The 13,238-nt window shown below is 42.2% G+C and carries 13 protein-coding genes and 5 tRNA genes; 17 read left to right on the top strand and 1 reads right to left on the bottom strand.

The genetic code is table 11. The features are described from left to right. Positions 1–63: 63 nt before the first annotated feature. The gene (locus VRU48_RS10500; RefSeq protein ID WP_330107883.1) at positions 64–1,215 is read left to right on the top strand and encodes an acyl-CoA dehydrogenase family protein; all 1,152 of its coding nucleotides are present in this window, start codon (positions 64–66) and stop codon (positions 1,213–1,215) included. Positions 1,216–1,726: 511 nt separating this feature from the next. On the opposite strand, the gene VRU48_RS10495 is transcribed toward VRU48_RS10500, so the two are convergent. Continuing rightward, positions 1,727–2,101: a hypothetical protein gene (locus VRU48_RS10495; protein WP_330107882.1), complete on the bottom strand. Its 375-nt coding sequence runs from the start codon at positions 2,099–2,101 to the stop codon at positions 1,727–1,729. Positions 2,102–2,313: 212 nt separating this feature from the next. Between VRU48_RS10495 and rpsU the strand changes: the two genes are divergently transcribed. The 16 genes from rpsU (at position 2,314) to rpoB (ending at position 13,164) form a co-directional block, all read left to right on the top strand. Next, positions 2,314–2,508, top strand: coding sequence for a 30S ribosomal protein S21 (gene rpsU, locus VRU48_RS10490; RefSeq protein ID WP_199141706.1), 195 nt, complete (start codon positions 2,314–2,316; stop codon positions 2,506–2,508). A 115-nt stretch (positions 2,509–2,623) separates the two neighbouring features. Continuing rightward, positions 2,624–3,532, top strand: coding sequence for a tyrosine-type recombinase/integrase (locus VRU48_RS10485; protein ID WP_330107881.1), 909 nt, complete (start codon positions 2,624–2,626; stop codon positions 3,530–3,532). A 13-nt stretch (positions 3,533–3,545) separates the two neighbouring features. Continuing rightward, positions 3,546–3,893, top strand: coding sequence for a ribosome hibernation-promoting factor, HPF/YfiA family (hpf, locus tag VRU48_RS10480; RefSeq protein WP_199141708.1), 348 nt, complete (start codon positions 3,546–3,548; stop codon positions 3,891–3,893). A gap of 209 nt (positions 3,894–4,102) precedes the next feature. Next, positions 4,103–4,175 (top strand) — tRNA-Thr (locus tag VRU48_RS10475). Positions 4,176–4,262: 87 nt separating this feature from the next. Further along, positions 4,263–4,348 (top strand) — tRNA-Tyr (locus tag VRU48_RS10470). 82 nt (positions 4,349–4,430) lie between these two features. Further along, a tRNA-Gly gene (locus VRU48_RS10465) sits at positions 4,431–4,503 on the top strand. A gap of 82 nt (positions 4,504–4,585) precedes the next feature. Beyond that, a tRNA-Thr gene (locus tag VRU48_RS10460) sits at positions 4,586–4,657 on the top strand. A gap of 126 nt (positions 4,658–4,783) precedes the next feature. Beyond that, positions 4,784–5,971: an elongation factor Tu gene (tuf, locus tag VRU48_RS10455; protein WP_199141709.1), complete on the top strand. Its 1,188-nt coding sequence runs from the start codon at positions 4,784–4,786 to the stop codon at positions 5,969–5,971. 63 nt (positions 5,972–6,034) lie between these two features. Continuing rightward, positions 6,035–6,105 (top strand) — tRNA-Trp (locus VRU48_RS10450). Positions 6,106–6,190: 85 nt separating this feature from the next. Beyond that, positions 6,191–6,385: a preprotein translocase subunit SecE gene (secE, locus tag VRU48_RS10445; protein WP_199141710.1), complete on the top strand. Its 195-nt coding sequence runs from the start codon at positions 6,191–6,193 to the stop codon at positions 6,383–6,385. 11 nt (positions 6,386–6,396) lie between these two features. Beyond that, positions 6,397–6,939 carry a transcription termination/antitermination protein NusG gene (gene nusG, locus VRU48_RS10440; RefSeq protein ID WP_330107880.1) on the top strand — a complete coding sequence of 181 codons (543 nt, stop codon included), beginning with the start codon at positions 6,397–6,399 and terminating at the stop codon, positions 6,937–6,939. A 130-nt stretch (positions 6,940–7,069) separates the two neighbouring features. Next, a complete protein-coding gene (gene rplK / locus VRU48_RS10435; RefSeq protein ID WP_330107879.1) occupies positions 7,070–7,513 on the top strand; it encodes a 50S ribosomal protein L11 in 444 nt (147 codons plus the stop codon). A gap of 23 nt (positions 7,514–7,536) precedes the next feature. Beyond that, positions 7,537–8,235 (top strand): 50S ribosomal protein L1, encoded by a 699-nt coding sequence (gene rplA / locus VRU48_RS10430; RefSeq protein ID WP_330107878.1) that lies wholly within the window; start codon positions 7,537–7,539, stop codon positions 8,233–8,235. A gap of 2 nt (positions 8,236–8,237) precedes the next feature. Next, a complete protein-coding gene (rplJ, locus tag VRU48_RS10425) occupies positions 8,238–8,759 on the top strand; it encodes a 50S ribosomal protein L10 (protein ID WP_199139407.1) in 522 nt (173 codons plus the stop codon). Between the two features lie 64 nt (positions 8,760–8,823). Then, positions 8,824–9,204, top strand: coding sequence for a 50S ribosomal protein L7/L12 (gene rplL / locus VRU48_RS10420; protein WP_199139409.1), 381 nt, complete (start codon positions 8,824–8,826; stop codon positions 9,202–9,204). A gap of 156 nt (positions 9,205–9,360) precedes the next feature. Then, positions 9,361–13,164, top strand: a complete 3,804-nt coding sequence (rpoB, locus tag VRU48_RS10415; RefSeq protein ID WP_330107877.1) for a DNA-directed RNA polymerase subunit beta — start codon at positions 9,361–9,363, stop codon at positions 13,162–13,164. Positions 13,165–13,238: the final 74 nt, after the last annotated feature.

Genomic DNA, 13,238 nt, shown 5'->3' with positions numbered 1-13,238 from the left:
AATCAAAACGCCCATTATCAGCGCAAAATTTAAACAGTTTCTTTTTTTAATCGAACTTAATATATGCATACTGGCTTTAGCTTTGAAATAGCAGAAAACCAAGATATGATCAGAAAGATGGTCAGCGATTTTGCCGAAAAGAACATTCGTCAAAATGTAATGGAATGGGATGAGGCACAACATTTTCCTGTAGAAATTTTTAAGCAACTGGGCGAACTGGGCCTGATGGGCGTTTTGGTTCCCGAAGAATACGGAGGTTCGGGCTTTGGCTATCAAGAATATGTAGATGTTATTGTAGAAGTGGCCAAGGTTTGCGGTTCGATAGGTTTATCGGTGGCGGCGCATAATTCGTTGTGCACCGGCCATATCTTGGCATTTGCCAACGAGGCCCAAAAACAAAAGTGGCTGCCTAAATTGGCTTCGGCCGAGTGGATTGGTGCCTGGGGCCTTACCGAGGCCAATACCGGTTCTGACGCCTTGCGTATGCGTACCACAGCCGTGCTAGACGGCGACGAATATGTAATTAATGGTGCCAAAAACTGGATTACACACGGCAAGTCTGGCGATGTAGCCGTGGTGATGGTGCGTACTGGAGAAGCGGGAAGCTCTAAAGGCATTTCGGCCATTGTAGTAGAACGTGGCACGCCAGGTTTTACCGCCGGCAAAAAAGAAAACAAATTGGGCATGCGTGCTTCAGAAACCACCGAAATGATTTTCGATAACTGTCGCGTACCTAAAGAAAATCTCTTGGGCAACGAAGGCGATGGCTTTAAACAAGCCATGAAAGTTTTGGATGGTGGCCGTATTTCTATTGCGGCGCTATCGTTAGGTATTGCAAAAGGGGCTTACCTGGCCGCATTGGGCTATGCACAAGAACGCCACCAGTTTGGCGTGCCAATCTCTAGTTTTCAGGGCATCAGCTTTAAATTGGCCGATATGGCTACCGAAATCGAAGCGGCAGAGCTGTTGATTCGTCAGGCAGCCGATTTGAAGAACCGCCACCAGCCAATGACTAAAGAATCGGCTATGGCCAAATATTATGCCTCTGAGGTGGCCGTAAAATGTGCTACGGAAGCAGTGCAGATTTTTGGTGGCTACGGTTATACCAAAGATTTTCCGGTAGAGAAATATTATCGCGATAGTAAACTGTGTACGATAGGCGAGGGAACTTCCGAAATACAAAAGATTGTTATCGCCCGCGAAATCATGAAATAAGAAACTATTAACTAACCATAATTACTAACTGGAGGCCATCTGAAATTTCGGGTGGCCTTTTTGTTTTTTCCACGGTCTGTAGCTCTTTTCTCTTTTCCATGGTCTGTGGCTCACAGACCATGCGTAGTAAGATCAGGTCAATCAACCGCATAACGAAGCTAAGTTAGCCACAGATTGACAGATTTTACCCACGGTCTGTGGGCCACAGACCGAATACGGTAAGATGAATTAACTGTATAGCAAAACTAGGTTAGCTTGTTCCTTACCCACGGTCTGTGAGCCACAGACCATAAGTGATATTCTTTTTAAGTCGTAAAGCATAGCCAAGTTAGACACAGATTAACAGATTTTAGTCAATAAGCTAGTCCTAGCATTATAAGCTGTCAACCTGTGGCTTTCTTTTTTTTAAGTTTATCTTATCCATGGTCTGTGGCCCACAGACTATAGGTGATATTTTTTTTCAGGTCTATGGCTTTTATCCAAAGGCAACTGGGAGCCTGCAACCTTTCGTTTATTGCATATTCACAATACTGTCTACCACATACACGCTAAAGCCGCGCCAAGGCAAGGCACCTTTGTACTCTCGGTAATGCACTTCGAAATTCTTGCCGCTGTTGGTCATCATCTTTTGGGCAACTTCCTCGCTGGCTACAGAGAATTCGAACTCGTTCGATTGGATGCTGCCTGCCTGTCTCGATTTAATGCCGCTTTGGATGATCTTGCCTTCATAGGTCTTAAAAACATAGCCTTTCTTAACAATGTAGTTGAGGTCGCCTGATTTTACGCCTTCGCCAAAAACAAAGAAATAACGGTAGTATACCATAATGGCCAGTACCAAAACCACAAGGCTTGCAGTAATGAGGATGAATTTTCTTTTGGTTGTCATGATTGGGCTTTGAGGTAAATTTAGCAATTGCCCTGCACAATTCGTACCAAATTGAAACACAGGTTTTTTAATTGTTGGCCCTATTGAAAGGCTCGGCGCCTCCCGCAGAAAAAATAAGGCAAAAACTTTCTCTTTTTCAATAATTTACTTACATTTGCATCCCCTACATAAACAGGGCATTAAAAATCGACTGAGAGGAGGTATTTCACGTTATGATCATTATCAATATTAAAGACGGCGAATCGTTAGACAAAGCGTTAAAACGTTTCAAGAAGAAGTTTGAAAAAACTGGTGTGTTAAGAGAATTGCGTAGCCGTCAGGCATACGAGAAAAAATCTGTAACCCGTCGTACTGAAATTAAACACGCTGTTTACATCCAAGGATTGAACCAAGAAGGTACGCTATAAGCCCTGTCTTGTTGAAGATAATAAGCGCCTCCGAATTTCGGGGGCGTTTTTTTTTGGAAAAAAAATACTTGGAAAGCTATTTTTTGTATATTCACCAACAACGAACCCTATGCCTATGCTGGTGAGCAATTTTCTGACCTATTTGCAGCACGAGAGGCGCTACTCTCCGCATACTGTACAAGCCTACCAAAAAGACCTGATGCAGTTTGAGGGCTTTATGCAAAAAGAATTTGAGCTCGACCTCGTTGCCGTCCAGCCTACCCATGTCAGGAGTTTCATGGTACACCTTTTAGACCATCAAATGGCCGAAAGTACGGTTAAAGCCAAACTGTCTACGTTAAGAAGTTTTTACAAGCACCTGCTCAGGGAAAAAGCCATCAAAACGAGCCCAATGACGCTAGTCAAAGCGCCGAAGGTGCCCAAACGGCTACCGGTATTTATCGAAGAGGCCAAGATGGATACGCTGCTGGATGGATACATAAACGAAAAAGGTGAAAAGGTCGAGTTTTTTGACGATAACTTTAGCGGCCAGCGCGACAAGCTGGTGGTGGAACTGCTTTTCGGAACCGGAATGCGTTTGGCCGAATTGGTGGCGCTCAAAGAAAGCGATGTCGATTTTTACGAAGGCGCCATCAAGGTGTTGGGCAAGCGCAACAAGGAACGCATCATTCCTTTGCACGGCGAATTGGCCAAGCAGATCAAATTGTACATAACACTGAAATTATTACAGAATTTTGATAACAAAAGCGAGGCCTTAATCGTTACTGACTCAGGCACCGGTGCCTACCCAAAATTGATCTATAGGATCGTTACCCGTTATTTGACAGATGTATCAACGCAAGACAAGAAAAGCCCCCATGTGCTGCGGCATTCGTTTGCCAGCAGCCTGTTAAACAAGGGAGCCGATCTTAATGCAATAAAGGAACTGTTGGGGCATGCAAGCCTGGCCGCTACCCAGGTGTATACGCACAACTCAATAGAACGCTTAAAATCTATATATAAACAAGCCCATCCAAAGGCATAAAAAAGGAGGAAAAATGAAAATCAGAGTTCAGTCCATTCATTTCAATGCAGACAAAAAGTTATTAGACTTTATCCAAAAGAAAGTTGACAAGTTAGATCAGTTTTTTGATCAGATTATAGGTGGCGAAGTTTATTTGAAGCTAGAAAATGTTGAAGATGAGGAGAATAAGATTTCCGAAATTAAATTAATGGTTCCAGGAATGACGCTTTTTGCCAAAGAACAGTGCAAGTCTTTTGAAGAGGCTACCGATTTGGCAATCGAATCGCTGAAAAAACAAATTACTAAACATAAAGACAAAACCCGTGCAAAATTAAGCGAGCATAAGGCCCTGCTTAATGCAGATGAAGTATCTGATTACTAGGAGGATATTTCCATATCGAATTTCAAAAGGATTTGGCGGACGATGTTCCGCCAAATTTTTTTTTAAAATATATTTTTTTCAGAAATTAATTTTTGTAGATTTGCATTCCATTTCGGAAAGGGCATGAGAAAAAGCCGAGAGATGGAAGTTCTGTGAAAGATTAAAAAGATACAAAAACATCGATTTTATTGAATTGATGTACCGTATAAGCCTCCTTAGCTCAGCTGGTAGAGCAACTGACTTGTAATCAGTAGGTCATTGGTTCGATTCCGATAGGAGGCTCTTTTTATTTCAGGTTGACGATTTTAGATTTTAGATTGGAACTTTTCAGTCGTAATTCGCAAATCATCAAATCGAAAATAAAAAGAGGGGGAGATACCAGAGTGGCCAAATGGGACAGACTGTAACTCTGTTGTCGCAAGACTTCGAAGGTTCGAATCCTTCTCTCCCCACCAAATGGTTTTAGATTGTAGAACGACGATTTTAGATTGGAATATTTCAGTCGTAATTCGTTAATCAAGAATCTTCAATCAAAAAGCGGAAGTAGCTCAGTTGGTAGAGCGATAGCCTTCCAAGCTATAGGTCGCGAGTTCGAACCTCGTCTTCCGCTCTTTAAGAAGAGTTGAGCAGTGGCGGTTAAGGGTTGGCAGTTTAAACTGTAAACTGAAGACTGGGAACTGAAAACTAAAAAAGCCGAAGTAGCTCAGCGGTAGAGCACTTCCTTGGTAAGGAAGAGGTCGTGGGTTCAAGTCCCATCTTTGGCTCAAAAGATATAAATGCTTTGTTAAAGCTGTTCAAAAGAGCAGTATTAAACAAGGTTTTTTGTGTTGAAAATTGTATCAAAGCAATAAATAAATAAAAAAAGTTAACCTACTAATAAGTATAAAAAAATGGCAAAAGAAAAGTTTGACCGCAGTAAGCCGCACTTAAACATCGGTACTATCGGTCACGTTGACCACGGTAAAACAACCTTAACAGCAGCTATCACTAAAGTGTTATCTGATGCTGGTTTATCTGAGGCACGTTCATTTGATTCGATTGACTCTGCTCCAGAGGAAAAAGAAAGAGGTATCACTATCAACACTGCTCACGTTGAGTATTCAACTGCTAACCGTCACTATGCACACGTTGACTGTCCAGGTCACGCGGATTACGTGAAAAACATGGTTACTGGTGCTGCTCAGATGGACGGTGCGATTATCGTGGTTGCTGCTACAGATGGTCCGATGCCACAAACTCGCGAGCACATCCTATTGGCTCGTCAGGTAGGTGTACCTTCATTGGTAGTATTCATGAACAAAGTGGATATGGTTGACGATCCAGAATTGTTGGAGCTTGTTGAGATGGAAGTTCGTGAACTATTATCTTTCTATGAGTTCCCAGGTGATGACATTCCAGTTATCCAAGGTTCGGCTCTAGGTGGTTTGAACGGCGACCCTAAATGGGTTGGCAAAATCATGGAATTAATGGCAGCTGTAGATAGCTACATTCCAATTCCTCCACGTTTGACAGACCTTCCATTCTTGATGCCAGTTGAGGACGTATTCTCAATCACTGGTCGTGGTACAGTAGCAACTGGCCGTATCGAGCGTGGTCAAATCAACTCTGGTGATCCAGTAGAGATTTTGGGTATGGGTGCTGAGAACTTGAAATCAACCGTAACAGGTGTGGAAATGTTCCGTAAGATCCTTGATTATGGTGAAGCAGGTGATAACGTAGGTCTATTGTTGCGTGGTATTGAGAAAACTGATATCCGTCGTGGTATGGTAATCTGCAAACCAGGTTCAGTAACTCCTCACACCGATTTCAAAGCTGAGATCTATGTATTGTCTAAAGCTGAAGGTGGTCGTCACACTCCATTCTTCAACAAATACCGTCCTCAGTTCTATTTCCGTACCACAGACGTAACTGGTGAGATTTCACTAGCTGAAGGTACTGAGATGGTAATGCCAGGTGATAACGTAACGATCACTGTAAAATTGATCAACGCTATCGCAATGGAAAAAGGTCTACGTTTCGCTATCCGTGAAGGTGGTAGAACAGTAGGTGCTGGTCAGGTAACCGAAATCCTTAAATAAGGATAAACATAACAAAACAACAATTAGCTAGTTAGCAAATTCGCTGATTAGCTAATTGTGTCTACGGGAATAGTTCAATGGTAGAATAGAGGTCTCCAAAACCTTTGATCAGGGTTCGAATCCTTGTTCCCGTGCAAAATAATGATTGAATAAAGAATGGTAAGATGAATGAATAATGCCATTCAACCTTCAAAATTCAGTCATCCAAAATGATATAATATGGCTGGTGTAGTTCAATTTATTAAAGAATCATACGAAGAAATGACCCAGAAGGTAACTTGGCCTACTTGGGGAGAATTGCAAAATTCTGCAGTATTGGTTTTGGTAGCATCGCTTATTATTGCCGTGGTTATCTTCGGCATGGATAAAGGTGCCAACTATATATTAGAAACTTTTTATAATTCATTAAACTAAGAGGACACTAGATGAACGATCAGCTAAAGTGGTATGTAGTTAGGGCGGTAAGTGGCAAGGAAAAGAAGGTTAAACAATATATCGACTCTGAAATCAGCCGTTTAGGTTTTTCTCATTTGGTACCTCAGGTATTGATCCCTATGGAGAAATACTACCAGATGAAAGAAGGAAAGAAAATTGCCAAAGAACGTAACTTTTACCCAGGCTATGTACTAATCGAGGCAGTTTTGGATGGAGAGTTGGAACATATTATAAAAGGTATCAATAGCGTAATCGGATTTTTGGGCGACAAGGCCGGAAATCCTATTCCTATGCGCCAGGCAGAAGTGAACCGTATCTTGGGTAAGGTTGACGAAATGAGCCAGCAAGGCGAAACCATGAACATCGCTTACTATGTAGGCGAGAACGTTAAAGTAATGGATGGCCCATTCAACGGTTTTACCGGGGTTATCGAAGAGGTTAACGAAGAGAAGAAGAAACTAAAAGTAATGGTTAAGATCTTCGGTCGTAAAACGCCGTTGGAGCTTAACTATATGCAGGTAGAAAAAGAATAATAGCGTAAGCGTTTTGCGTACGGCGTTTAAATTAACGCTTATCGCTTAACGCCAAACGTCTTTATAAAAATCTTAAATGTTACATGCTTCCAATATTTAACATTGAGTATTACAATTAACAAATCAGAAAATGGCAAAAGAAGTCGGTGCACTTGTTAAATTACAAATCAAAGGCGGAGCGGCAAATCCATCACCACCGGTAGGACCTGCATTAGGTGCTAAAGGTGTTAATATCATGGAATTTTGCAAGCAATTCAACGCTCGTACCCAAGATAAGCCAGGTAAAGTATTACCAGTTGTAATTACTGTATATGCTGACAAGTCGTTCGAATTCATCATCAAAACCCCTCCGGTTGCAATCCAGTTATTGGAAGCTACCAAATTACAGAGCGGTTCTGCTGAGCCCAACCGTAAAAAAGTTGGTTCGGTGACTTGGGATCAAGTTAAGACAATTGCTGAAGAGAAGATGAGCGATTTAAACGCTTTCACTATCGAATCTGCTATGAAGATGGTAGCGGGTACAGCACGCAGTATGGGAATCACCGTTAGCGGTGACGCACCCTGGTCTAATTAATTAACCAAAAACAGTTTACAACAGTGGCTAAGTTAACAAAAAATCAAAAAAAGGCACACGCTAAACTAGAAGCCGGCAAAGTGTATTCTTTACAGGATGCAGCTGCTTTGGTAAAGGAGATCACAATGACTAAATTCGATGCATCGGTTGATATCGATGTGAGTTTAGGCGTTGATCCACGTAAAGCCAATCAAATGGTACGTGGTATTGCTACTTTACCTCACGGTACAGGTAAAACTGTACGTGTTTTGGTGCTTTGTACTCCTGACAAGGAAGAAGAGGCTAAAGCAGCAGGCGCGGATTTCGTAGGATTAGACGAATATGTGGCCAAGATTGAAGGTGGTTGGACAGATGTTGACATTATTATCACTACTCCTGCTTGTATGGCAAAAGTAGGTAAACTGGGCCGTGTTTTAGGTCCACGTAACCTTATGCCAAACCCTAAGTCAGGTACAGTAACCAACGAAGTTGGTAAAGCTGTTACTGATGTAAAAGGCGGTAAGATTGATTTTAAAGTTGACAAAACTGGTATCATCCATGCTTCGATAGGAAAAGTATCATTCTCAGCAGAGAAAATATATGAAAATGCGTTAGAAGTACTTCAAACCATTTCAAAATTAAAGCCTTCTGCTGCAAAAGGAACTTATTTTAAAAGCATTCACGTGTCTTCTACAATGAGTCCTGGAATTGCAATCGAAACTAAATCAGTAGCGGGGATCTAATTATGAACAGAGAAGAAAAACAAGAAGTAGTTTTAGCTCTTCAAGAGAAAATGCAGGAGTTTGGCAATTTTTACATTGCTGATACCTCAAGCTTATCTGTTGAAAATGTAAATAACATCCGTCGCAAATGTTTCGAGAACGGTATCGAAATGAAAGTTGCCAAAAATACTTTGATCAAAATTGCGATCGAAGGATTGGAAGGCGATGCATCTGAGATATTCCCAGCATTAAAAGGCCAGTCGGCCTTGTTGTTCTCAAAAGTAGGTAATGGTCCAGCCAAGCTGATCAAAGCCTTGAGAAAAACATCTGACAAGCCAGTGCTTAAAGCAGCTTATATCGAGTCGGCGATTTATGTTGGCGACAACCAATTAGATTCACTAATCACCATCAAGTCGAGAGAAGAATTGATCGGAGATATCGTTGGTCTATTGCAGTCACCAGCTAAAAACGTAATCTCGGCATTGAAATCGAGCGGAGGCAAACTTGCAGGTATAGTTAAAACACTACAAGAAAGAGAAGGTTAACGAAATCCTTTAGAAAATCGTTATAAATTAAAATTATTAAGTAAAATTTTTAAAAATCTATAAAATGGCAGATTTAAAAGCGTTTGCTGAGCAATTAGTAAACTTAACAGTTAAAGAAGTTAATGAGTTAGCTCAAATCTTGAAAGACGAGTATGGTATTGAGCCTGCAGCAGCAGCAGTAGCTATTGCTGGTCCTGCGGCTGGTGGTTCTGATGCTCCTGCAGCTGAAGAAAAAACATCATTTGATGTAATCTTGAAAGATGCTGGTGGTCAAAAATTAGCAGTTGTTAAATTGGTAAAAGACTTAACTGGCCTAGGCTTGAAAGAAGCTAAAGACCTAGTTGACGGTGCACCAAAAGAATTGAAAGCTGGTGTTGCTAAAGACGAGGCTGAAGCTTTGAAAAAACAATTAGAAGAAGCTGGAGCTACAGTTGAGATTAAGTAATCACTTAATTTCAATAAACCTTTAAGAAAAGACTCCGACTATTAAGTCGGAGTCTATTCCTGTTTATGAACATGGCATCTTGTTTGGTTGGTGCATGTGTTCCCGAAAGCAAACCAAACTAATAGTTTATTCTTAAACTAAATTAAATTTAGTCCCTTGGCAAATAAAGTCGACCAAAGAGTAAATTTTGCACGTAGTAAGCATATCATAGATTATCCAGATTTTCTGGATGTGCAGTTGCAATCATTTAAAGAATTTTTTCAGATCGAAACTACTTCAGACAACCGTCATACCGAAGGCTTGTTTAAGGTATTCGCTGAGAATTTCCCGATTACAGATTCAAGGAACATCTTTGTTCTTGAATTCTTAGATTATTTTATTGACCCGCCACGCTATGACATTCCAGAATGTATAGACCGTGGGTTAACTTACAGTGTTCCGTTGAAAGCAAAGCTGAAGCTTTCTTGTAACGATGCAGAACACGAGGATTTTGAAACCATCATTCAGGACGTATACCTGGGAACCATTCCTTACATGACTCCCAAAGGTACTTTCGTGATCAATGGTGCCGAGCGCGTTATCGTATCTCAGCTCCATAGGTCGCCAGGTGTGTTCTTCGGCCAAAGCCGCCACACCAACGGTACCAAGTTGTACTCTGCCCGTGTGATTCCTTTCAAAGGTTCTTGGATCGAGTTCGCTACAGACGTTAACAACGTTATGTACGCCTACATCGACCGTAAGAAAAAGTTCCCGGTTACCACCTTGTTGCGCGCCATCGGTTACGATTCGGATAAAGACATCTTGGAGCTTTTCGATTTGGCTGACGAAGTAAAAGTTAGCAAATCTGGCTTGAAGAAATTTATCGGCCGTAAATTGGCTGCAAGGGTTTTGAGAAAATGGGTTGAAGATTTCGTAGACGAGGATACAGGTGAGGTGGTTTCGATTGACCGTAACGAAGTGATCTTAGACAGGGATACCGTTTTAGAAGACGACCATATCGATATGATCATTGATGCAGGCGTAAAAACCATTATCTTGTCGAAAGACGATGGTGCCTCTCAAGCCGATTATACCATTATATATAACACATTACAAAAAGATACTTCGAACTCTGAAAAAGAGGCTGTGGAGAACATCTACCGTGCTTTGCGTAACGCAGAACCACCTGATGAGGAAACGGCAAGAGGTATCATCGAGCGTTTGTTCTTCTCGGATAAACGTTACGACTTGGGCGATGTAGGTAGATACCGCATCAACCGCAAGTTGAAAATGGATACCCCTGATGACGTTAAGGTATTAACCAAAGACGACATCATTGCGATTGTTAAGTATTTGATCAAATTAATCAACTCTAAAGAAGAGGTGGATGATATCGATCACTTGTCTAACCGTCGTGTACGTACCGTAGGTGAGCAGTTATACGCACAATTCGGCGTAGGTTTAGCCCGTATGGCCAGAACGATCCGCGAGCGTATGAACATCCGCGACAACGAGGTGTTTACGCCAACAGATTTGATTAATGCCCGTACTTTATCGTCGGTTATCAATTCATTCTTTGGTACCAACCAGCTATCGCAGTTCATGGACCAAACCAATCCTTTGGCAGAGATTACGCACAAACGTCGTCTTTCAGCCTTAGGTCCAGGCGGTCTGTCACGTGAGCGTGCAGGTTTCGAGGTTCGTGACGTTCACTACACCCACTATGGTCGTTTGTGTACCATTGAAACACCAGAGGGACCAAACATCGGTTTGATTTCTTCTTTGTGTGTTCACGCTAAAATCAACAACTTGGGCTTCATCGAAACGCCTTACAAAAAAGTAGTCGAAGGTGTGGTAGCGGTTGACGAGGATGTAATTTACCTGTCGGCAGAAGACGAAGACGGAAAAACCATTGCACAGGCCAATGCCGAGTACGATGATAAAGGTAACTTTACCACCCCTCGCGTTAAAGCCCGTTACGAAGGTGATTTCCCGATTATCGAGCCTGAGAAATTAGACTTGATGGATATTGCGCCAAACCAGATTACCTCTATCGCCGCTTCGTTGATTCCTTTCTTGGAGCACGATGATGCGAACAGGGCTTTGATGGGATCGAACATGCAGCGCCAAGCGGTGCCATTGTTGCGTCCTGAAGCGCCAATTGTAGGTACAGGATTGGAAGGCCGCGTAGCCCGCGACTCGAGAACCCTGATCAATGCAGAAGGCGACGGCGTGGTTGAATATGTAGATGCCAACGAAATCACCATCAAATATGTAAGAAACGAGTCAGATCGTTTGGTTTCATTTGAAGGCGACAGCAAAACATATAAACTGACCAAATTCAAAAAAACCAACCAAAATACTTGTATCAACTTGAAGCCGATTGTTAAAAAAGGCCAAAAAGTAACCAAAGGTCAAGTGCTTTGCGAGGGTTATGCCACCGAAAACGGCGAATTGGCATTGGGAAGAAACTTGAAAGTAGCTTTCATGCCTTGGCAAGGATATAACTTTGAGGATGCGATCGTAATCAACGAGCGTATTGTTAGAGATGATATCTTTACCTCATTGCATATCGAAGAGTTTGAATTGGAGGTACGCGATACCAAACGTGGAGAAGAGGAATTGACACCGGATATCCCTAACGTATCGGAAGAAGCGACCAAAGATCTAGACGAAAACGGTATCATCCGTATCGGTGCCGAAGTAAAAGAAGGCGATATCCTGATTGGTAAAATTACGCCAAAAGGAGAGTCTGATCCTTCACCGGAAGAGAAATTGCTTCGTGCCATTTTCGGCGATAAAGCCGGCGACGTGAAAGATGCTTCGCTAAAAACTCCACCTTCAATCAAAGGTGTGGTTATTGATACCAAATTGTTCTCAAGAGCTAAGAAAACTACTAAAGCAGAGGAAAAATCAGCCATTGAGAAACTAGATAAGAAATACAATTTAGCTGTAGAGAACCTTAAAAACGAGTTAGTTGACAAGTTGTTCCAAATTGTAAACGGCAAAACATCGCAAGGTGTATTTAACGTATACAAAGAACTATTGGTAGCTAAAGGCGCTAAGTTTACCCAAAAGATTTTGGCCGACCTAGAGTATGCGCACATCAATCCATACAAATGGACTACTGATGACGACAAAAATGACCAGATCAAAATGTTGTTGCATAACTACGGTATCCGCGTAAACGAAGAATTAGGTGCTTATAAACGCGATAAATTTGCAGTAAGCGTGGGCGACGAGTTGCCTTCGGGAATTGTACAAATGGCGAAAGTTTATGTAGCTAAAAAACGTAAATTAAAAGTAGGTGATAAGATGGCGGGCCGTCACGGTAACAAGGGTATTGTAGCCCGTATCGTACGCGACGAGGATATGCCATTCTTAGACGACGGAACACCGGTTGATATCGTGTTGAACCCACTGGGTGTACCTTCACGTATGAACTTGGGCCAGATCTACGAAACCGTATTGGCATGGGCCGGTAAAGAATTGGGCGTTAAATTTGCGACCCCGATCTTTGATGGTGCCAAGCACGACGAGGTAGAAGACTGGATTGCCAAAGCAGGCATCCCGGCTTCGGGTAGAACTTACTTGAACAATGGTTTAACTGGCGAGAAATTCGATCAGCCGACTACAGTAGGTATCATCTATATGCTGAAACTGGGTCACATGGTTGACGATAAGATGCACGCACGTTCTATCGGACCATACTCATTGATTACGCAACAGCCTTTGGGTGGTAAAGCCCAGTTCGGTGGTCAGCGTTTTGGTGAGATGGAGGTTTGGGCACTAGAGGCATTCGGTGCCGCTAATATCCTTCAAGAAATCCTGACTGTGAAGTCGGATGATGTAATTGGAAGGGCCAAAACCTACGAAGCCATTGTTAAAGGCGAAAACCTACCAACCCCTGGCGTACCAGAATCGTTCAACGTATTGGTACACGAGCTTCGCGGCTTAGGTTTGGATATTACGTTAGATTAACTAAGGTAGAAGGTTAAAAGGTAGAAGGTTTAGGGTATATCCCCAAGCCTTCCACCTTCCGCCTTCTTCCTTTA

The sequence above is a fragment of the Pedobacter albus genome (assembly GCF_036324255.1).
GTDB classification, from domain to species: domain Bacteria; phylum Bacteroidota; class Bacteroidia; order Sphingobacteriales; family Sphingobacteriaceae; genus Pedobacter; species Pedobacter albus.
This window is presented reverse-complemented; position numbering and strand designations above follow the sequence as displayed.

Coding starts and splice junctions, on each gene's coding strand:
- secE (WP_199141710.1), top strand. CDS start 6,191: ATGGCTGGTGTAGTTCAATTTATTAAAGAATCATACGAAGAAATGACC.
- VRU48_RS10485 (WP_330107881.1), top strand. CDS start 2,624: ATGCTGGTGAGCAATTTTCTGACCTATTTGCAGCACGAGAGGCGCTAC.
- VRU48_RS10500 (WP_330107883.1), top strand. CDS start 64: ATGCATACTGGCTTTAGCTTTGAAATAGCAGAAAACCAAGATATGATC.
- hpf (WP_199141708.1), top strand. CDS start 3,546: ATGAAAATCAGAGTTCAGTCCATTCATTTCAATGCAGACAAAAAGTTA.
- rplK (WP_330107879.1), top strand. CDS start 7,070: ATGGCAAAAGAAGTCGGTGCACTTGTTAAATTACAAATCAAAGGCGGA.
- rplL (WP_199139409.1), top strand. CDS start 8,824: ATGGCAGATTTAAAAGCGTTTGCTGAGCAATTAGTAAACTTAACAGTT.
- tuf (WP_199141709.1), top strand. CDS start 4,784: ATGGCAAAAGAAAAGTTTGACCGCAGTAAGCCGCACTTAAACATCGGT.
- nusG (WP_330107880.1), top strand. CDS start 6,397: ATGAACGATCAGCTAAAGTGGTATGTAGTTAGGGCGGTAAGTGGCAAG.
- VRU48_RS10495 (WP_330107882.1), bottom strand. CDS start 2,101: ATGACAACCAAAAGAAAATTCATCCTCATTACTGCAAGCCTTGTGGTT.
- rplJ (WP_199139407.1), top strand. CDS start 8,238: ATGAACAGAGAAGAAAAACAAGAAGTAGTTTTAGCTCTTCAAGAGAAA.
- rpsU (WP_199141706.1), top strand. CDS start 2,314: ATGATCATTATCAATATTAAAGACGGCGAATCGTTAGACAAAGCGTTA.